This is a genomic window from Acinetobacter sp. WCHA55 (assembly GCF_002165305.2).
GTDB lineage: Bacteria > Pseudomonadota > Gammaproteobacteria > Pseudomonadales > Moraxellaceae > Acinetobacter.
In genome coordinates this window covers 18,387-39,065 of record NZ_CP032284.1, presented here as the reverse complement: position 1 = coordinate 39,065, position 20,679 = coordinate 18,387, and the positions used below count along the sequence as shown (strand labels likewise).

The 20,679-nt window shown below is 39.7% G+C and carries 15 protein-coding genes; 12 read left to right on the top strand and 3 right to left on the bottom strand.

What is annotated here, in order from left to right:
- Positions 1 to 10 precede the first annotated feature (10 nt).
- The 7 genes from brxC (at position 11) to CDG62_RS00785 (ending at position 14,253) form a co-directional block, all read left to right on the top strand.
- Positions 11 to 3,691 carry a BREX system P-loop protein BrxC gene (brxC, locus tag CDG62_RS00815; protein ID WP_087528528.1) on the top strand — a complete coding sequence of 1,227 codons (3,681 nt, stop codon included), beginning with the start codon at positions 11 to 13 and terminating at the stop codon, positions 3,689 to 3,691.
- 46 nt (positions 3,692 to 3,737) lie between these two features.
- On the top strand, positions 3,738 to 7,259 hold the full coding sequence (gene pglX, locus CDG62_RS00810; protein WP_087528529.1) for a BREX-1 system adenine-specific DNA-methyltransferase PglX: 3,522 nt from the start codon (positions 3,738 to 3,740) through the stop codon (positions 7,257 to 7,259).
- A 6-nt stretch (positions 7,260 to 7,265) separates the two neighbouring features.
- Positions 7,266 to 8,393, top strand: coding sequence for an AAA family ATPase (locus CDG62_RS00805; protein WP_087528530.1), 1,128 nt, complete (start codon positions 7,266 to 7,268; stop codon positions 8,391 to 8,393).
- A gap of 3 nt (positions 8,394 to 8,396) precedes the next feature.
- Positions 8,397 to 9,134, top strand: coding sequence for a hypothetical protein (locus CDG62_RS00800; RefSeq protein WP_087528531.1), 738 nt, complete (start codon positions 8,397 to 8,399; stop codon positions 9,132 to 9,134).
- Entirely contained in the window at positions 9,134 to 11,758 is a 2,625-nt protein-coding gene (gene pglZ / locus CDG62_RS00795) for a BREX-1 system phosphatase PglZ type A (RefSeq protein WP_087528532.1), read from the top strand. The genes CDG62_RS00800 and pglZ overlap by 1 nt, the downstream gene beginning before the upstream one ends.
- A 29-nt stretch (positions 11,759 to 11,787) precedes the next feature.
- Positions 11,788 to 13,827, top strand: a complete 2,040-nt coding sequence (brxL, locus tag CDG62_RS00790) for a protease Lon-related BREX system protein BrxL (protein ID WP_087528533.1) — start codon at positions 11,788 to 11,790, stop codon at positions 13,825 to 13,827.
- A gap of 153 nt (positions 13,828 to 13,980) precedes the next feature.
- Positions 13,981 to 14,253: a hypothetical protein gene (locus tag CDG62_RS00785; RefSeq protein WP_087528534.1), complete on the top strand. Its 273-nt coding sequence runs from the start codon at positions 13,981 to 13,983 to the stop codon at positions 14,251 to 14,253.
- A gap of 140 nt (positions 14,254 to 14,393) precedes the next feature.
- Here the strand turns inward: CDG62_RS00785 and CDG62_RS00780 are convergent, their stop codons facing one another.
- Positions 14,394 to 14,930 carry a hypothetical protein gene (locus CDG62_RS00780; protein ID WP_087528535.1) on the bottom strand — a complete coding sequence of 179 codons (537 nt, stop codon included), beginning with the start codon at positions 14,928 to 14,930 and terminating at the stop codon, positions 14,394 to 14,396.
- Between the two features lie 75 nt (positions 14,931 to 15,005).
- Between CDG62_RS00780 and CDG62_RS00775 the strand changes: the two genes are divergently transcribed.
- The 3 genes from CDG62_RS00775 to CDG62_RS00765 all read left to right on the top strand — a co-directional run bounded on the left by CDG62_RS00775 (position 15,006) and on the right by CDG62_RS00765 (position 17,776).
- On the top strand, positions 15,006 to 16,091 hold the full coding sequence (locus CDG62_RS00775; RefSeq protein ID WP_087528536.1) for a DarT ssDNA thymidine ADP-ribosyltransferase family protein: 1,086 nt from the start codon (positions 15,006 to 15,008) through the stop codon (positions 16,089 to 16,091).
- Positions 16,092 to 16,093: 2 nt separating this feature from the next.
- Positions 16,094 to 16,798: a DarT1-associated NADAR antitoxin family protein gene (locus CDG62_RS00770; protein ID WP_034700617.1), complete on the top strand. Its 705-nt coding sequence runs from the start codon at positions 16,094 to 16,096 to the stop codon at positions 16,796 to 16,798.
- A gap of 411 nt (positions 16,799 to 17,209) precedes the next feature.
- Entirely contained in the window at positions 17,210 to 17,776 is a 567-nt protein-coding gene (locus CDG62_RS00765; protein ID WP_087528537.1) for a recombinase family protein, read from the top strand.
- A 333-nt stretch (positions 17,777 to 18,109) separates the two neighbouring features.
- Here CDG62_RS00765 and CDG62_RS00760 read toward each other — a convergent pair whose 3' ends face one another.
- Both CDG62_RS00760 and CDG62_RS00755 read right to left on the bottom strand, forming a co-directional pair.
- Entirely contained in the window at positions 18,110 to 18,763 is a 654-nt protein-coding gene (locus CDG62_RS00760) for a hypothetical protein (protein ID WP_162904004.1), read from the bottom strand.
- A gap of 269 nt (positions 18,764 to 19,032) precedes the next feature.
- Positions 19,033 to 19,398, bottom strand: coding sequence for a hypothetical protein (locus CDG62_RS00755; protein WP_004826993.1), 366 nt, complete (start codon positions 19,396 to 19,398; stop codon positions 19,033 to 19,035).
- A 132-nt stretch (positions 19,399 to 19,530) separates the two neighbouring features.
- Between CDG62_RS00755 and CDG62_RS00750 the strand changes: the two genes are divergently transcribed.
- Together CDG62_RS00750 and CDG62_RS00745 are read left to right on the top strand one after the other, a co-directional pair.
- A complete protein-coding gene (locus tag CDG62_RS00750) occupies positions 19,531 to 19,839 on the top strand; it encodes a hypothetical protein (RefSeq protein ID WP_228254373.1) in 309 nt (102 codons plus the stop codon).
- A gap of 24 nt (positions 19,840 to 19,863) precedes the next feature.
- Positions 19,864 to 20,529, top strand: coding sequence for a lecithin retinol acyltransferase family protein (locus CDG62_RS00745; protein WP_087528540.1), 666 nt, complete (start codon positions 19,864 to 19,866; stop codon positions 20,527 to 20,529).
- Positions 20,530 to 20,679: the final 150 nt, after the last annotated feature.

Genomic DNA, 20,679 nt, shown 5'->3' with positions numbered 1-20,679 from the left:
ATGGATTGAGATGAACATTAAAGAACTTTTTTACAAGCCATTAGATCGTGCGATTAACGGGGTCGTAAAAGCAGACCAGAATGACAATACCACGGTTTATCAGGAACTCGATGAGTATGTGGTCACCAATGAACTGGAAAAGCATTTTCGGGATTTCTTCCAGTCTTATGGCACAGACCTGAGCGATCCTTCGATTGCCAACCGTGTCGGCGTATGGATTTCAGGCTTCTTTGGTTCAGGTAAATCACATTTCCTGAAAACCTTGTCGTATATTCTGGCCAATAAAGTGGTACGTGATGCGCAAGGTAACGAGCGTAGCGCCGCAGAATTCTTTGATGAAACTAAAATCCGCGATGCATTTATCCGTGCCGATATTGGCAAGGCCGTCAGCCATCATGCCGATGTCATCCTGTTTAACATCGACAGTAAAGCCAGCTCCAACGATGATGGCAATCCGATCCTGAATGTGTTTTTACGTGTGTTTAACGAGTATCAGGGTTTTAGTGCTGACCATCCACATATTGCCCATATGGAACGTCACCTGAGCCAGAAAGGTGTGTATGAGCGCTTTAAACAGGCGTTTGAGGAATCCAGCGGCATGTCCTGGCTAGAAGAACGTGACGGCTATCAGTTCTATCAGGATGATGTCGAAACCGCGATTTCCCAAGCCCTCAACCTATCCGCTGAAGCTGCACACAAGTGGTTTGAGGATTCTGAGCAGACCTTTAGTGTTTCGGTCGAAAACTTCTGTCAGTGGGTGAAAGAATACCTGGACAGCAAAGGACCCCAGCAACGCATGTTGTTCTTGGTTGATGAAGTGGGGCAGTTTATTGGCAGCGATACCCGCTTGATGCTGACACTGCAAACCATTACTGAAAACCTGGGTACGATCTGTAAAGGCCGCGCTTGGATTATCGTCACCTCACAGGCAGACATCGATGCTGTTTTAGGTGAGATGTCTTCTTCCAAAGCCAATGACTTCTCCAAGATTGCTGGACGTTTTAAAACCCGTTTATCGCTGTCCAGTTCCAATACCGATGAAGTCATCCAGAAACGTTTATTACGTAAAACCCCGGAAGCTGAAGCACTGCTCAGATCGGTGTTTGAGCAAAAGGGCGATATCTTAAAAAATCAGATTACCTTTGACCGTTCAGGCCCGACCCTCAAGAACTATGAGGGGCCAGACAGCTTTATCCATAACTATCCTTTTGCGCCGTACCATTTCCAGCTGGTGCAAAAAGTATTTGAAGAAATCCGTAAAGTCGGTGCGACCGGTGCACACCTGGCCTATGGTGAACGGTCCATGCTAGATGCGTTCCAGATGGCCGCGAATGCGATTGCCACAGATGAAGTCGGTGCCCTCGTTCCTTTCCACCGCTTCTATACTTCAGTTGAAGGCTTCCTGGATACTGCAGTGAAGCGTACCATCGACCAGGCAGGGCAGAATAAGACCCTGGATGGTTTTGATGTGCAGATGCTGCGTACCCTGTTCATGATCCGCTATGTCGATATCATCAAAGGTACGCTGGATAACCTGGTGACTTTGTCGATTGAGAAAATTGATGAAGATAAGCTGGCATTGCGCAAGCGGATTGAAGAGAGCCTGCAGCGTCTGGAAAAAGAGAGCCTGATTACGAGGAATGGCGATGAGTTCCTGTTCCTGACCAATGAAGAACGTGATATTACCCGAAAAATCAAAGCCACTGACTTAGCAGCTTCAGAAGAAAATAAAGAGTTAGCCAATCTGATCTTTAAAGATTTACTGCGCGATCAGAACAAATACCGCCATCAAGCCAACAAGATGGACTATCAGATTGGTCGTTTCCTAGATAGCCATAGCCTGGATGGCAAGTATGAGAGCGATTTAAAAGTTGAAATCATTTCTCCGCTGGATACGGAATACAACCTCTACACTGAAGCTTACTGTATTGGTAAAAGTACTCAGGCTGAAGGACAAGTGCTGTTTAAACTGGCAGACGATAAACAGTTCTTTAATGAACTGCGCACCTGGCTGAAAACCAATAAATTCATCCGTTTAAATGATGATGGCACTCAGTCCGATATCACCCGTATTCTGGCAGACCGTGGCCGTGAGAATCAGGAGCGTAAAAAACGCCTGCGTGCCCGGGTCGAAGAAATGTTGCTGGACGCGGAAAGTTATGCCTTGGGTCAACATCTACAACTTTCATCTTCAAGTCCAACCACCAAGCTGGATGAGGCTTGTCGTTATTTGCTGGAAAACACCTATACCAAACTGAGCTATCTGCAAGTCTATCAGCAGGATGCCTGGCGCGAACTGAACGCCGTATTGACTGTGGATGATATGGCGCAGTTAGGCCTGTCACTGGATGGCGGTCAGACGAACCCGAAAGCCCTACAAGAAGTGGAACAGTACATTGCGCTACGGGCAACAGGTACAGAACGTATTCTGGTATCGGATGTGGTGGATCGTTTTGCTAAACGCCCTTATGGCTGGCCAGATGCTGAGATTTTACTGTTGGTGGGTCAGTTGGCGGCAATGGGGCGCATTTCACTGCAGTTAAATGGTGGCAGCTTACAGTTAAAAGATGCCTTTGAGCCTTTACAAAACAGCCGCCGTCGCCGTGATGTATCGATCATTAAAAAGCGCCAGACTGATGATCAGGTGTTGAAACAGGCACGCCAACTCACCCAAGACCTATTCTCGGCGATGGGACCAGCGACAGAAAAAGAGCTGTTTGAATTCTATACCCAGTATTTTAAGACTTGGTTAGCCAACTTTAAGTCGTATAAGAGTAAAACTGATGTCGGACAGTTCCCGGGCAAGAAAGTGATTGAAAAGTCGATTCTGACTTTGGAGCGCTTGCTGGCCAATAGCGACAGCTTCGATTTCTTTAAAGCCGTGGTTGAGAACAAGGACGACTATCTTGACCTGGAAGAAGATTATCGTGATATTCATGAGTTCTTCACTAACCAGATGCCGAGCTGGCAGCAACTGCAACAGGCCTTACGTCATTTTGAGAAGAACAAACAGGCGCTGGGCAGTGATGAGGTAGCTAAAAAAGCCCTGTCTGAATTACATCGTATTTTCACCCTTGAATCGCCCTATGGCCTGTTAAATAAAGTGGCTGATTTGGTTCGCACCGTGGAAAGTGTCAATCAACGCTTACTAACTGAAAAACGCAGTCAGGCGCTAGAGCAGCTGGATGACAAGATCAAGCAGTTAGAAGCCGAGATTAAAAACAGTGGCATCGCTAGCGCTGAGCTGAGTAACAAGCTATTACGCCCACTACAACTGCTGAAAACGGATATTGAAGTGGAAACTAGCCTATCCACCATCTATATGCTGCAAACCCAAACCGCCGTGGAGCGTTTTGATGAAGCCTTGTATGAGTTGGAAAGCGAAGTTCAGGCGGAAATCCAGCGTCAGGCCAAAGCGGCACAATTGGCTCAGAGCAAAGCAGAGAGTGTAACCAACACTGCAACCACCTCCAGCCCAGCTACATCAACACCTGCTGCGAGTCCGCTACAGCCTGCGACAGCCGTAGTGCCACCGAAACCTGTTGTCGAAGTTGATGTCGCCAGCATTTACAGCAAAACCTCCAGCAGTGTCTATCTGGAAACAGAAGAGTCAGTGGATCAGTTTGTAGACGCACTCAAAGCTGAACTGAAAAAAATCGTGAGTGACAAAAAGCGTGTGCGTATCCGCTAACAGGGCTTAGGGATATCGGCATCAGTCATTAATTAAAGGTTTAAAGATGAATACCAGTCATATTAAAAAATACGCACCGCAAGCACGTAATGATTTTATCGCAGCGATGCGCAAGCAGGCCGCCAAATATGGCATCAGCACAGACAGCATTTTACCGGCTGAACAGAAAGGCGACTTGCTGCTGATTGGCGATCAGGTTTTTCCGCTATCCGTCATGAAACCTCGTGAGAAGCTGATCAAGCGCATTCAAACCAGCAGTTTTGAGCAGACGATTGATTATATCGCTTACAGCTGGTTTAACCGTCTCTGTGCCATTCGCTATATGGAATGCAAAGGCTTACTCGATCATGGCCGTCGTGTACTGAGTAGTGCAGATGGTAGTGCAGGCTTGCCACAGCTTCTGGAAGAATGTCTGGATATCGACCTACCAGGTTTAGATGCCAGCCGTGTGGCTGAGCTTAAGCTGGATGGCAATAAAGACGAAGAGCTGTATCGAGAGCTGTTATTGGCGCAGTGTCATGCGTTGAATCAGGTCATGCCACTGCTGTTCGAACAGGTTTCTGATGAATCTGAACTACTGTTACCGGATAACCTGACTAAAACCGATTCGTTGATCCGTGATTTAGTGAGCAGCATTCCGGAAGAAGACTGGTCGGATGTACAGATTATTGGCTGGCTGTATCAGTTCTATATTTCTGAAAAGAAAGATCAAGTCATTGGTAAAGTCGTCAAAAGTGAAGATATTCCTGCAGCGACACAACTCTTCACCCCGAACTGGATTGTAAAATATTTGGTACAGAACAGTGTCGGCCGCTTATGGCTGATGGCACATCCAGAAAGTACGCTAGCGAGTAGTTGGGAATACTATATTCAGCCGGCTGAGCAAAGTAATGAAGTCAATGCACAATTAAAACAACTGATTGATGTGCGGATCAGTGAAGATGGCGATACCTTAAACCCTGAAAGCATTACAGTACTCGATCCGGCTTGTGGTTCGGGGCACATTCTGGTGGAAGCTTATGACTGCTTAAAAGCGATTTATTTAGAACGTGGTTACCGTAGCCGCGATATTCCACGTTTGATTCTGGAAAATAACCTGTACGGGATTGATATTGATACCCGTGCGGCACAATTGGCGAGTTTTGCACTGTTGATGAAAGCGCGTGAGGATGACCGCCGTTTATTTAGCAATCCACCGAAGCTGAATATTATTGCGTTGCGGGATAGTCAGCCTGAGCGTTTAGATGCATTCAGTCAGGATTTGGCAAACACTGATATTACACAGGCTGATTTAAAAGAATTACTGGATCTATTTGAACATGCTTCGACCTTTGGATCTTTGATTCAAATTCCTGCATCATTTGCTAAAAAGTTGCCTGATTTAGAAAGCAAGCTGAATAAAGCTTTGGATTCAGGGGATATTTTTGCGCAGCAGTCAGCACAAGAGTTATTACCTTTAGTTCAACAAGCTAAATTACTTGCTAAACAATATGATGCTGTGATTGCGAATCCACCTTATATGGGTGGAGGAAAAATGAATGCAATCTTAAAAGATTTTGCCAAGAAAAAGTTCCCAGATAGTAAATCTGATTTATTCAGCATGTTTATTGAACGTGGGTTTGCTTGGTGTAAAGACAGTGGCTTTAATAGCATGGTGACCATGCAAAGCTGGATGTTCCTGTCATCTTATGAAGCAATGCGTGAAAAGTTATTACAAGATCGTACGATTCAAACCATGGCACACTTAGGTGCACGAGCATTTCCTGAAATTTCAGGTGAAGTTGTACAAACCACTGCATTTGTGATGCAAGGTAAACATCTAAATGGATTTAAGCCAGTATTTTTTAGGCTTGTGAATACAGATCAGGATCAAAAAGAGATTGAACTTAAAGCAGGACTAAATCGATTTGATTCGACTATTCAAGATGATTTTAAGAAAATTCCAGGTAGTCCTGTGGCTTATTGGGTTAGTGAAAATGTTCGGAATATATTCTTCTCAGAAAATTCGTTAGGTAATATCTTAGAAGCTAAGCAAGGATTAGGAACAGGTCAGGACAGTCGATTCTTTAGATTATATTGGGAAATTAACTTTTCAAAATTAGGTTTAAACCTTGATTCAGCACAAGAGGGATGGGAAAACAACAAAAAATGGTATCCGCTTAACAAAGGTGGGAGTTATAGAAAATGGTATGGTAATCAAGAGTATGTAATAGCATTCGATAAAAATAATAGAGATCTTTTGAAAACATTAGGAAATCATTTACCTTCTGAAAACAAGTATTTTAAACCATTTATTTCATGGTCTGATATTACCTCAGCGAATAATTCATTTCGAAAATATAGTAATGGGTTTTTATTCTCGAATACTGGTCATTGTGCTTTCCCCACCGATAATAAAATAGAGAAAATAGTTTTATGTTATTGTAATAACAAATTTGTTAATATGATGACAAAAATACTTAATCCAACTCTTCATTTTCATGTTGGTTATTTTAACCTTTTGCCATTTCCTTCCAAATTAATTGAATTTAATAGAGAAATAGAAAAAATATATAAAAATTTATTGACAATATCTCAAAGAGATTGGGATTCCTACGAAACCTCATGGGATTTTGCTCAAAACCCAATTATTCGTACCCAGCAGCCAAACTTAGAACAAGCCTTTAATACATGGCAACAGCAAAATGCTGAAGCTGTGGCTGAAATGAAATGTCTGGAAGAAGAAAACAACAAGCTGTTTATTGATGCTTATGGTTTACAGGATGAACTCACGCCTGATGTACCAGATGAGCAAATCACGCTGACTCGTGCCGACCGTGAAAAAGACAGCCAGCGTTTAGTATCTTATGCACTTGGCTGCATGATGGGACGCTATAGCCTGGATGAACCAGGTCTAATCTATGCTCATGCAGGCAATCAAGACTTTGATGCGAGTCGTTATCAAAAATTTCCAGCCGATGCTGACGGCATTATTCCACTGACCGAAATGCACTGGTTTGAAGATGATGCAACGCACCGTATTCGAGAGTTCTTAACTGCCGTTTGGGGGAAAGAGACACTGGATGCCAATATGCAGTGGCTGGCTGAAAGCTTGGATAAAAAAGCCAGTGAAACGGCTGAAGACACCATTCGCCGTTACCTCGCCAGCAAGTTCTATAAAGACCATATGCAGACCTATAAAAAGCGCCCGATCTACTGGTTATTCAGCAGTGGTAAGCAAGGCGCTTTCCAGGCGTTGGTATACTTGCACCGCTATAACGAAAGTACTTTGGCACGTATGCGTACCGAATACGTGATGCCACTGATTTCCAAAATGGCTGCGTATGCCAACTCTCTGGAAACAGCAAAAGAAAGCAGTGACTCTGCGGCTGAAATCAAACGTATCGAGAAAAAACTGCAGGATCTGCATAAGCAACAGGCTGAACTCAGTAGCTTTGAGGAAAAACTGCGTCACTATGCCGATCAGCGTATTTCACTGGATCTAGATGATGGTGTGAAAGTGAACTATGGCAAGTTTGGGGACTTGTTGGCGAATGTTAAGGATATTACGGGTGGTAGTGGGGAGTAGTGGTAGATGATTAAATCTATATGGGTTGATAATTTTAAATCCCTGGTTGATTTCAAACTTGAACTAGCTAAGTTTAATTGTATTGTGGGGCTAAACGGTTCTGGAAAATCCACTGTACTACAAGCCTTAGATTTCGTATCACAATTGATGGTCGGAGATATCGATGCCTGGTTAAAAATGCGCAGTTGGGAGAAGTCAGATTTAAATTCTAAACTAACTAAGAAAAGTAATATTGACTTTAGAATTGTGCTTGAAATTGAAGGTCAAGAATTGGTTTGGGCAGGAAGTTTCAATCGAAGTTCTTTAAGTTGTACGAAGGAAACAATTACACAAAATGGGGAGAAAATTTTATCCGTTGAAGATTCAGTATATACATATCATTCAAGTAGACAAGATATTGTCTTTGAATATCAAGGTTCTATACTTTCTCGACTTAAAGAAAATCTTCAAGAACAAACATTAAAAGCTGTTAAAGATAAAATACTTAACATCCGATCATTAGATTTGCTTAGCCCGGAACTTTTAAGAAGTAGAAATAGAAGTGCGGAAGGTAAACTTGGTTTAGGTGGTGAAAAACTATCTGCTTTTATCCATGAGTCTGGAATGGAAACAAAGGAGATGTTAGGAAAAGAATTAGTTAAAGTTTATCCTCAATTAGATGAAGTTAAGACTAAATCATTGAAATCAGGTTGGAAGCAATTAGAAATTGTTGAATCATTTAGGAATAAAAAATTAATCACAACAGCTCGTCATCTAAATGATGGCATGCTACGTTTGATGGCCATTTTACTACAGCTTGATATTGGAAAAGCATTTCTCCTGTTCGATGAGATTGAAAATGGTATTAATCCTGAACTTATAGAATATTTAATAGATCATTTAATTAATTCTGACGATCAGATATTGGTTACGACACATAGCCCTATGATTCTGAATTTCATGGATGATGATGTTGCAAGAGCAGGTGTTATATACCTGTATAAGAGTACAGAAGGGTATACAAAAGCAATAAAACTTTTTGATATCCCTTCTATGGCTAAGAAACTTAAATTTATGGGTCCAGGCGAAGCTTTTATTGATACAGATTTAACAAGATTGTATTTAGAAATTGAATCTCTTCCTGCTGAGGATTAATACGTGTACCTATTATTAAGTGGTGAAGGCCCTAGTGATATTGGTGTCTGTCGTAGTTCAGCAGTATGTGATAGAGCTGATTTTCAAGAAGGTCCTATGGCAATCATAGTAGATCAGCTTATAGAGCTAAACCAAGGTTTTGAAATGTCACATTTGGTTTGTGAATTAGTAAGTTACGTATCTGAATCTTATTTAGCTGAAAATAAACAACCGCCTCAGCGTAAGGCAATGTCTTTAAGGGGTAAAAAAAAACCAGCTGAAACGAAATATTTTTTTGAAAATGCTCGAGCTTTAGCCTCTATTGCAAGAAATAAAGCTACCGAAGTAGATGATAACGTTATTGCGGTATTGTTTAGAGATGCAGATGGTACTTCCTCCGCAGGGCGGGGAAATTGGAATGATAAACGTAATTCGATTATAGCTGGCTTTAGGGCGGAGGATTATGACTTAGGAGTGGCAATGATTCCTAAACCAAAATCCGAAGCATGGTTGTTATGTGCTACCAAGCAAAATCCATATCAACATTGTGACTGTTTAGAGGATGAATCAGGAAATGATAATGGTAAAAATCCCTTAAAAGAGCAGCTTGCAGAGTCATTAGATGGAAAAACTAATGGGTTAGATATGGCACAGCTAATTAATAATAAAGAGATCGATATTACTAGTATAAATATGTCTTCATTTAATATATTCAAAAGTGATTTAGAAGAGGTTGTAAAGCTGGCGATGGGAGTTGTTTAATGAATATTAACCAACTTAAACAAGGCCTCGAACAAGCTTTCTACACTGAAAATCATCGAATTGTCTTTTGGTACGATGCTGAGCAGTCTTTTACTGAAGAAGTACATGCATTAAAGCTGAATGATGTCCAGATTCTGAATATGGCAGAAGAGTCGAGCCTAGAGATTAAGCTTAAACTGGAGCTGCAAGATCAGCAGGGCAAATACTTGCTGTATTTTCCAAGCCCTGAGCCTGAAACCGAAAAAGACTGGTTACTGGACATTAAGCTATATTCTCGCAGCTTCTATGCCGATCGTTTCTCGATTATTTTCAATGGGCTGGGTTTACAGCAGCAGAGTCTAAGAGAACATCTGGCCAAACGTGAAGAGTTCCTCAAAGCCAAAGCGCGTCTGAGCACCTTAAAACGCTATATCCAGCCTGATGCAGATGCACAGGATCTGGATATGGCCATGATTGCAGCTGTGGTCAAGGCTGACAGTGCCGAACTTATGCATATCGTTCTGGCACTGGCAGATGAAATGGTACAGCAGAACCTGGCTCTGGAAGTCAATCCAGACTCCTTTGCTGAACTGGAAAAATTCCAACTGGTGCCAGCTTTGGTCACCGCATTACAGGCGGAAATTGGTTATCCAGCATCGGTTGAAGAATTGAATGGGGAAGCACCATTCAAGCTCGGTACGTTCTTTATCCGTTTGATGACTACAGGTTTCTGTGAAAGCCTGGGCGATATACCGCTATGGGCTCAAGAACTGGTGATGTCATCCGTCAGCTCCCGTGCGACGGCTAGAGCCTTTTTGTCGCGCTGGAGAGACAGTTCTAAATATTACCCAACCTTCGATACGCTTTCCCAGACCGTGGCGAATGCACTGCGAATTCAGGAGAAGGTCGGGGCCTTTGATCTGGGGCAGCTGCTGGATGTCATGACCTTTGAAGTGATTGAACAAAAGATCATTGTTGATTTGGCCAGTCATATCCCTGCAGCAACCAAAGCTGAACTGGAACATTTCAGAACGATTATTTCTACCCGTCTGGATGGTTATTGGGCTTCCAAACATAAGGATGATGCAACACGCCGTAAATATCGTACTGTCTATACAGCGTTGCAGGCAGCCATTGAGCTGTTTAGCCTGCGACAGCAGTTTGATGCCGGTTTCTATTTCGACTCCAGTGAAGCTTTGTATAAAGCCTACGAGCAGGAGTTGTATCGCTTTGATATGGCCTATCGCCACTACAGTGCTGCTTCTCAACGCGCTCATGTCGATATCCTGAAAAAACTCGATGAAGAAGTGGAAAATTGCTATTCCTACTGGTTTATTGACCACTTGGCACGCAACTGGGGCGAGCGGATTGAAGCTGAGCAACGCTTGAATGTCTGGAAAATGGCAGATATCCCAAATCAGCAGAACTTCTACGATACTCACGTTAGACCCTTACTCAGTTCCGCAACGAAACGCCGTATTGTGGTGATTATCAGTGATGCTTTCCGTTATGAAGCTGCGGTAGAGCTGCGTGATCGTATCAATGAAAAGCGATATTCTGAAGCGACATTGTCTTCACAGCTGGGCGTTGTCCCAAGTTACACCACACTTGGCATGGCCTCGTTGTTGCCGCATCAGACTTTGGAGTACAAAGAGGCCGCAGGTGATGATGTTTTAGTAGATGGGCAGTCCAGCAAAGGGACTGCAGCACGATCCAAAATTCTGGCTGCCTATAATGGATTGGCGGTTACCGCTGAAACGGTAAAAGGTTGGTCGCGTGATGAAGGCCGTGAAGCACTTAAAGACCATGATTTGATTTACGTTTATCACAACGTGATTGATGCTCGGGGAGACAGTGCCTCTACAGAATCAGAAACCTTTATGGCGGTGGAACATGCCATTGAAGAGCTGACTGAACTTAGCCGCAAAATCTTGATGCATTTCAATATTTCTACCCTGTTGATCACAGCCGACCATGGCTTCTTGTTCCAGCAAAGTAAATTAGAATCTGCGGATCGTTCAAGCTTGACTGAAAAACCTGCGAATACATTGAAAAGCAAAAAACGCTATGTGATTGGGCATGGTTTACCAGAGAGCAAGGAAGCATGGAAAGGCTCAACCCAAGCTACGGCAGGCACATTATCTGCGACTGATTTCTGGATTCCAAAAGGGGCGAACCGTTTCCATTTCGTAGGAGGCTCACGTTTCGTGCATGGCGGCATCATGCCTCAGGAAATTGTGGTACCGGTACTGATGGTAAAACAGCTACGTGGTGAAAAGGCTGGACAGCGGACCAAGCGTAAAGTTGAGGTCATTTCTACCAAATCCACGCTGAAGATGGTCAATAACATCCAGAAGTTTGATTTGATGCAAACTGAAGCTGTCAGTGAGCTGGTCATGCCAGTGACTTTATCCATTGCCATTTATGATGGGGATCTTAAAGTTTCCAGTGAAGAAACTTTGACTTTTGATAGCGCTACCGATTCTGTTGCCGATCGGGTCAAACAGGTCAGACTGTCATTGTCTGGCACTGATTTTGACCGTAAGAAAGATTACTTCCTGGTACTGAAGGACAAAGACCTGAATATCGAGATGCAACGCTATAAGGTCACCATTGATTTGGCATTTACCGATGACTTCTTCTGATAACGAATTAACGATAGAGCGTAGCCTACATGGAATCTGCTAACGATAAAGAACTGGATCAGCTGCTGAATGAACACTTTGCTGGGCGGGTGGTACGTAAGGATCTGACTAAACTGATCAAAGAAGGGGCCAATGTCCCGGTCTATGTACTCGAATACCTGCTAGGGATGTACTGTGCCTCGGATGATCCAGAGATCATTGAACAGGGACTACGTAACGTAAAGACGGTTCTGGCAGAGAACTATGTACGACCTGATGAAGCTGAGAAGGTGAAATCCCTGGTTCGTGAACGGGGCAGTTATAAGGTCATTGATCGGGTGACCGTAAAGCTGAATGAGCGTAAAGACAAATACGAAGCATCATTTAGTAATCTGGGCATCAAAGATGCCGAAATCTCGGCAGGCATCGTCAAAGAGTATGAAAAATTACTTGTTGGTGGTATCTGGGTCATTGCTACGCTCAGTTATTATTTTGAAGAAGGACAGACTAGTTCTCCATTTGGGGTGAGTTTACTCAAGCCGATTCAAATGCCGAATATGAATATGGATGAACTTTTCAGTGGCAGAGCAGCATTAAGCACTGATCAGTGGCGCGAGAGTTTAATCCGTTCGATCGGCATGGAACCGGCTTCGTTAAAAGAGGACGTGCAATGGCACCTATTAGCGCGTATGGTTCCGTTCGTTGAAAATAACTATAACGTCTGTGAACTTGGACCACGCGGTACCGGGAAAAGCCATATTTACAAAGAGTGTTCACCGAATAGTATTCTAGTTTCAGGTGGGCAAACCACTGTCGCCAATCTGTTCTATAACATGAGTAGCCGCCGTATTGGTCTGGTGGGGTTGTGGGATGTGGTGGCCTTTGATGAAGTTGCCGGTATTTCCTTTAAGGACAAAGATGGCGTTCAGATCATGAAAGACTATATGGCCTCAGGATCTTTTGCCCGTGGTCGTGAACAGATGGAAGCCTCAGCTTCGATGGTTTTTGTGGGTAATATCAACCAAAGTGTGGAATCTCTGGTTAAAACCAGCCATCTGTTGGCGCCGTTCCCTGAAGCAATGATCGATTCAGCATTCTTTGATCGCTTTCATGCCTATATCCCGGGTTGGGAAATTCCAAAAATGCGTCCGGAATTCTTTACCAACCGTTATGGTCTAATCGTTGATTATCTTGCTGAATTCTTCCGGGAAATGCGTAAGCGTAGTTTTGCGGATGCCATTGAGAAGTACTTCAAGCTAGGGAATAACCTGAATCAGCGTGATGTGATTGCCGTTCGCAAGACAGTTTCTGGATTGATGAAGCTGCTCTACCCACACGGTCAGTTTAATAAAGAAGATGTACGGCAATGTCTTCAATATGCGCTGCAGGTACGCCGGCGTGTCAAAGAGCAGCTGAAGAAAATTGGTGGCATGGAATTCTATGACGTTCATTTCAGCTATATCGATAATGACACGCTTGAAGAGCACTTTGTTTCAGTCAAAGAGCACGGTGGAGGTGGACTCATTCCTGAAGGGCCAGCCAAATCAGGCTTCCTCTACACTATTGGGCTCAGTAATAAGGGCATGCCGGGGTTATACCGCTTAGAACTTCAAGTGACCAAAGGTTCAGGAAAATTGGCGACATCTGGCTTATGGAATTCAAGCAGTGCCAAAGAACAGGTCAAGATTGCTTTTGATTACTTCAAGGCCAATGCATCCCGGATCTCGGGGGGCAGTAAGGTGCTGGAACATGATTTCCACTTACATGTGGTGGAATTACAGAATACCGGCCCGCTCAGCCATCTTGCCTTGCCAAGTTTAGTGGCTTTCGCTTCTGGCCTGTTAGGACGATCGGTACAAAGTCAGATGGTGGTACTGGGTGATATGAGCTTGGGTGGTTCTGTTACACCGGTGGAAAGTATTGCCGAATGTCTGCAAGTTGCTTTTGATGCGGGTGCCAAGAAAGTTGCCTTACCAATGAGTAGTGCGGCAGATATCCCTACGATTCCTGTGGAACTGTTTACCAAGTTCCAGACCAGCTTTTATGCAGATCCGGTGGATGCTGTGTTTAAGGGGCTAGGGGTGGATTGAATGTAGTCGTATTTTAAGATGATGAGGAAATGGCTCTGTAAATATTTAACAATATCAATATATTGATGAATAAGATAACAGAGTCATTTTTCTTAAAAAGAATGGAATTTTCCTGCTTGGACAAGCGATGGTATTTTATAGAGATGAGCACAAGTGAATAAAGTTCTTAAAAAACAAATCGCTTTTTTTATTCTGCTTCTTTGTGGTGTCGGTCTCTATAATTATAAGGCGATACAACCGCAACAACAGCCTGATGAATCAATAGAGCGAGCTCAACAAAGAGAAGCAGAGTTCATGCAAAGAAAGGCAGAATATATTGCGAAACATGGTGGACCAATTCCTGCTGCACAGCAAATGCATCAGGAATTAGCACACAAGAATGGTATGCTGCTTATTAAACCACCCTCCACAAACCTTGAGGACTGAACCGTACCGGGTTTGTCGGAGACTTTTATTTAAGTTAGGTGGTAATCCCCTCTAAAAATAGATTTTTCTCTTAAAATACAAGCAGGAGATTCTGCATGAAAACATATAAATTTAACCTGAATCTTGGATAAGAAATAAGCTTATTTCTTAGCTTGGCTTGAGGCAAGGTGTTCAACAGCCTCGTCGCCTGTCATATTTTTAATCATACTTTTGGTAATGACATATCCATCGGTGAAAGATAAATTGTAAGTAACTATCTTATCTTCAAGCAGGAAGCATCTGTATGTATAGATATATTGTGTTTGATAAACTGCTCTTGGAGAAAATAATTTGATTTTATTTTTATTAATAAGATCAAAAATGCTTCTTGCCACTAATTCAAAGCCACGTAACATTTCTTGGTTGGTAGAGCTCCAGCCTTCTGAAAACTCGCCATAGAATGCCACGAAAAACTTAATGATATTTCCAGATTCATCATTAAACTTGAAGATTGCCACTCGCCCATTAAGCTTTAAATCTCCGTCTCTATCCTTAATAAAGAAATTTTCTTTCTTTAAGTTTAGATAGACTGGATTATTATTTTTAACAATACTTAATATACTGATATAGGGTGTTAAATCTAAGTCACCTTGAAACAGATGCGACTCTTTAGAATTTTTTTTAAACCAACCAAACATTTTAATCTCATCTTTTAATAGTGGATAAGTAATTATATAATAATTAACAATTAATTGACTAAAATATTTATTTAGATGTTTAATAATGACGCTATAAAACTAGATGATGAGACATTTGTAAGATTACAGTATACCGTTCTTGATATTTTGAAAATGTTTAAAGATGATGATGCTTTGTTCCGATTTATAAGATACGAACTTAGCGCAGCTTCTATTGGGAACGATATAGCAAAAGAACTGGTGGAACAGTCAGGCTTTAAATCTATTGAATATGATGGAGCATTATTCGAGGACTCTAATAATTTTGATAATGTTTCAACATTTTTTGATAGCATTCTTCAGCCTTATTTAAATTTAAATTTCCCACCTCACGTTGCAATATTTCTAAGATGTAAAGTCATTAAAAGTATTATTGGTCGTAATAGAATAATGATTAATAATAAACGCTATTTGCAGGCACAGAATTATCTTGAGGAGTCACCAGGGGGGCGCTATTCGGTAGAATGGAAAGAGGCGCTCGATGTCATTTATATGACATCAATTGTTCAAGAAAGAGGAATTGAGTTTTTAACTCATTTTACGTCTATAGACAACTTACATAGTATTGTTAAATCAGGTTTCCTATCTCGAAGTGATTTGGAAAACCAAAAAATTGGATATACATATTTTGACAAGGATCGCCTAGATAGCAAGCTTGATGCTACATGTTTCTCTGTCACGTTCCCTAACTCCTCCATGTTTTTCTCTTACCGGAATCGCTACATCAACAATACTTGGTGCTTAATATTGTTAAATGCTTCGATTGTTCATACCAAAGAGTGTTTATTTTATCCATCGAATGCTGCTTCAAGCATATATAGGAATCTTCATACCGAACAATTCAAAGGTCCAGCAGCACTGGAGGCTATGTTTGCTGAAGAAGTAAATACAAGTAGAGGCATCCTTAAAAGAAGTACTATGCTCAAAGATCAAGATACAACAGATGTTCAAGCTGAAGTTATGGTGCTTGAGAAAATTGAACCAAGCTATATAAAGCATATTTTTGTGAATGATGATCAGTTGGCCATTCGACTGCGGACGCTTTACCCTAACTTAAGTATTGAATCCATCGAGAATTGTTGGGGCTATTTTGACGACCGTAATAGTTTTAGGAGTATTTGATCATGGCTAAAAGACCAGTATTTAGATCCCATGATTTAGGTTCATGCTTGGTCGAAAGTGAGCTAATAGAATTTAAGTTTCACAATGGTATGGCTATTGAACAAAAGAGAAAATCTATTGCCGAGCTTCATCATGCTATAAGTCAAAAATACCCTAGTGAAAAAATTCTCGAAGTTTCAACTAAGTCATTGAATCCTTTAGGTGTTAAATTAAGTGCTTTTAATTTAAAGATCCAAGATAAGAAGCGGGATTTAATCTATTCTGTTGAGTCAGCCTACCAGTCAAGTAAGGTATTTGAAAAAGGGGGGCCATATATAGATATTCTTAAAAAGTCGTCTTTAGAAGCAAAAAAGGATGAAAGGATATTAAATTCAGGTGCATTAATTGGGTTTGAGTTTTTTAACACGAAATGGGACGTTGTTCCTCAAACAGCGTTCTATGATTGGCTGTATATAAATGTACTAAATTTAGAAAAGTGCCTTCATGATGAGTTGATCAAATATCAATGTTTTACTGATATTGAATTCAATCCTTTAAAGTCGGTTAATTGCCAAGCTCACTCTGTTGCCCTATTTAGTTCACTATATAAACGAAACTTATTAGACTCTATAAAATCACCAGAATTTTTTTTGAAACTTTATCATGAGTATAGAATATTTGATTTACCTAATTCAGGAAAAATTCAATTACAAGGAAATCTTTTTTAGCTCATAATTTTAACAGCACCGTTCCAAATAGAAATTAGAGTCGATGACGTTCCCTTCAAAAAGTGCTTAGAGCCCGAAAAATTTATTTACTAGTGAATAGCCACCGAAATTCTAGATACACATGACCATCATTTGGACTGCCACCTCTCTTCGTTCAATATTTCATGAATTTAGTTAGATTCTTTACCGAATCCCAATTCTAGATAACTTACTTTTTATAAGCTTGTTTATAAAAGTAAGAACTGTTATTTTTTATATGTAAAAATAGGGTATACCCTAAAATTACATTTTAAAAGTTCTTAAAAACATGTACCATTTAAATGTTTTTTAATCATAAGTAACATGTAACTTTGGTATTAAAGATTTATAATTTACGAAATTGTTCATTTTTATCCAATTGGGGCGTAAAAAGTGAAAGGCCAAAAAGTAGGCTATGTGCGAGTGAGTTCGGTCGAGCAAAATACGGGACGTCAACTTGAGGGAATTGAAGTCGACCGGGTTTTTGTTGACCGTGCTTCAGGTAAAAATACCGACCGACCGAAATTTCAGGAAATGTTGAATTATGTCCGGGAAGGAGACCGGGTGATAGTACATTCCATGGATCGTTTTGCTCGTAGCTTAAAAGATTTGGTCACTGAAGTTGATCAGCTTGTCAAAAGAGGAATTGCTATTCAGTTTGTAAAAGAGAATATTACATTTACCGCTCAATCTTCCCCTATGGATAATTTAATGTTGCAGTTGATGGGGGCTTTCGCACAATTTGAACGTGAAATTATTTTAGAGAGACAAAAGGAAGGAATCAAACTTGCATCTGCTCAAGGAAAGTACAAAGGCCGTGTTCATAAATTAAGACCTGAACAAGCTGAAGCGTTACGTCAGGCATGGAAGGAAGGGAAGTATCCTTCTAAAATGGCATTAGGACAAGCATTTGGAATTAGCCGTCAAGCTGTATATCGGTATTTAAAGGCTTGTAATTAACTCAATATAAATTGGGCACTATATTTAGTTTATTTATAAAAATTATGGAACGTGGGGTATCCCTCAAAAACTAATTCAGGGCTTCTATTTACAATCAGTAATGAAACGAATATTGAACGATACTAATTCGTTCATCTGTAATTTAATAAAAAATCAATGCTATGCTTTATATAATATTAATTATAGGTAAATATGTTTTTGTTATATAAAAATTTCTAAAATAAGGATTTTTAGAAATTTATACCGTCAATCCCCCCTAAAATAAATTAAGTAAAATCATAGTACATAATATTTATATAAAAACCTATACACTATAAAAAATTATATAAAAAATTAATGAATATTTTTTGAATCAATTATTAATTTATCTGTATTTTTATCTTTTCTATTTTTAGATTCATAATAAAATTGATAGTGTGCAGGTTTTAAATTTACACTTTCAGGATCAAACCTAATTGTCATATCATAATAACTACTGTCACCACTTTGCCATTCAAGTACATTTTGAGTATTTGCAATCAAATAGCAATAATATTTAACTTTCTTATAGAATTTTTTTAACTCTTTATATCTTAAATATAAAGTCCTAGCAGAAATTTCTATCCCATTATCTTCTAAAATAATTTTTGACTGATCACTCAGAGTTAAAGTATCTTTAGACTCCTCAAAATAAATAGCTGTTTTACTACCATTACAACGAAAAATTAAAATTTCATAAGATCCCAGCATACTTTCCCATCTAGCTTTTGTTCCAGGAAAAAAAACATCTCTCTTTAATAAGTCATTTGAATAGATAAAAAAATTATTAAAATTTTCACTACCAATTTTAGATGCGATTGGCAGACTTATTTTATGGAAATTCTCTGCTGTTATGAACATTGTTTCCACTATATCGAAATATTTATCCTTTAACTGTTTTCTACCTTCTAAGGAAAGATTATCACTAGGAAATTGTAACTCTATTTTCTCCAACTTAATAAAAGTCATTATTTTTTTCATATACTTTCTAAATAATTCAAATTCAACTAAAAGACTTAATCTAAGTAAAAAATCATCCTCCTCAAAGTGGATATCAGTTTCATTATTTTTTCCGAAAAAATCATAATCAATTATTTTTTTATATAAGTTTAAACTTGGTTTTTCAAAGTCAAAGAAAAAGGATCTAACTGTTAAGTTAAATATATAATCCAGCTCATATCCAGCTTCTTTAATTTCTACAAAAACTTCTGAAAATATTTTTATAAAAATATCTAAATCTAATTTTTTTCTTTAATAAAAGAAAATAGTTTCTCAAGAGAAAAATCTGCTCTTACATTACAATATTTTATATAACTTTCTTCTGACATTCCTATATCTTTCTTCAAAAATTTAATCATCTTTTCATATTCATCTTTTTCATTATTTAAATATATTTCTAAAGCACAAATTAAGTAATGCTTATAAATATTTCTTTTTTCATCTGAAATCTTATATTCAATTAGTTTGTGATTGATTGAATTTAAAAAGAACTCATAAAAATAAACTGAATCATGCTTACTTAATAAAGTATGAGAAATTTCATAAAAATAAACTAGATCTAAAAGATTGAAAAAGGCTTTCTGTTTTTTTGAAATTCTTGGCATTTTTAGTGTCTATAAAAGTACATCCCTATTCACCCATTATAAACACTGGTTTTATTTTATACAATCAAATTATCGAAGGGAAACATAGTCGGGCAGATAGTCATGCAATTTACTAATCATATGCATCAAAGAATGAGTCAACGTGGATGTACTAAATCAATGGTGGAGTTCACGCTATCGGAAGGGAGTGTGCGAGGTGATAAATATATTCTTAACAGGAAAACCACCCAAAAATATTTGTCAGATATAGACAATAAAATCAAAAACTTAAGATGGATATTGCAAGAAAAGAATCAAACTTCTTATCAAGAAATTTTGAATGAACTTCAAAAAAGTCGCCGAATTGCTCTAAAGATTTTAGATAAGGGCGGAATAACAGTTGTTCTTGATGGAGAAGATCTAATTACCACTTACAACATAAACAGTTTTAAACGTTGTTAATTTTAAACCGAAGAGAGTTAATTTATGAATAATTTAAAACTAGGCCAACACATTAAAGTTTCTAGAGTTTTTTATACCCACCATGGTATTTATATCGGTGATAACCAAGTCATTCACTACTCTGGTTTTGCTGAAGCCTTCAAAAAAGGTTGTATTGAACTAACAACTTTAGAAGACTTTTTAGGTGGGTATGACTATTTTTCTGCCATTAATTATCCGTCAGATCAACAGATATATTCTCCTGATGAAGTCATTAGTAGAGCACTTAATTGCTTAGGGGAAGACGATTACAATCTCCTATTTAATAATTGCGAACATTTTGCATGTTGGTGTGTAACTGGGGAAAAACGTAGTGAGCAAGTACAAGCTGTAATGCAACAAGCTTGCACCGCCTTAGTATCCTATAGCTTACTGAGAACAGGTACAGTAGTCGCAGCCACCATCCCTATCGCTACAACCACAACAGTGAGTACAACTGCTTTAGGCAGCTCTCTATTCACTAATGCTGCTATAGGAGGATTTTTAGGAGCCGGTACTGCAACAGTTGCAACTGGTGCCTTAACTACTACTGGGACTGCTCTTGGTACTGCTGCTTTAGGAGCAACGGCTGTTGTTGCAGCTCCTGTTATTCTAACTGCGGGGTTAGCTACGGCTGTTGTTGGTGGGCTTTTCTCTTTCTTCAATGATTGAAATATTTAAAATTTGGCAGCGAAACTGCTGCCAAATTTATTTAAAAATTATGAAGCAATAAAAAATGAATCTACTGAATTCGTTGGTAGTCTCTTTAGGCGTGTTCTCACTTTATAAAATCATTAATTGGACTGCTCCTAGTATCCCAAA